Genomic DNA, 417 nt, shown 5'->3' with positions numbered 1-417 from the left:
CGCGTGACGAGATTCAGTCCATTCGGGTCGATGGTCCGGCTGAGTAGCCGATTGGCCGCATCATAGGTGTAGTCAACCTTGTTGCCGTTGGCATCGATCGTTTCGATCAGACGACCCGCCTGATCGTAATGGCTGACGCTCTGCCCGTTCGGCGACGTGGTCGTGACGAGATTGCCGTCGGGGTCGTAGCTGTAGACGGTTGTGTTGCCGTTACCGTCTGTAACGCTGTGCGTCTGGCCTTCGGCGTTGTGCGTCGTGGTCACTGACACGCCTTCGGGCGTGGTGACTGTCATGCTCCGATTTGCTGTGTTGTAGCTGTACTGCGTTGTGTTACCCAGCGCATCTGTTTGCGTGAGCACACGGCCAAAAGCATCGTAGCTGGTCGTACGCTGGGCGTTCGTTGGGTCTTGCGTTAGC

1 protein-coding gene is annotated in these 417 nt (G+C 58.3%); it reads right to left on the bottom strand.

The features are described 5' to 3' along the window. Positions 1 to 293, bottom strand: a 293-nt coding sequence (locus RVY79_RS17610; protein WP_317465787.1) for an RHS repeat domain-containing protein, incomplete at its 3' end; no start/stop codon positions are given. Positions 294 to 417 lie beyond the last annotated feature (124 nt).

It is taken from the genome of Chromohalobacter sp. HP20-39 (genome assembly GCF_033052815.1).
Lineage (GTDB): Bacteria > Pseudomonadota > Gammaproteobacteria > Pseudomonadales > Halomonadaceae > Chromohalobacter.
This window is presented reverse-complemented; position numbering and strand designations above follow the sequence as displayed.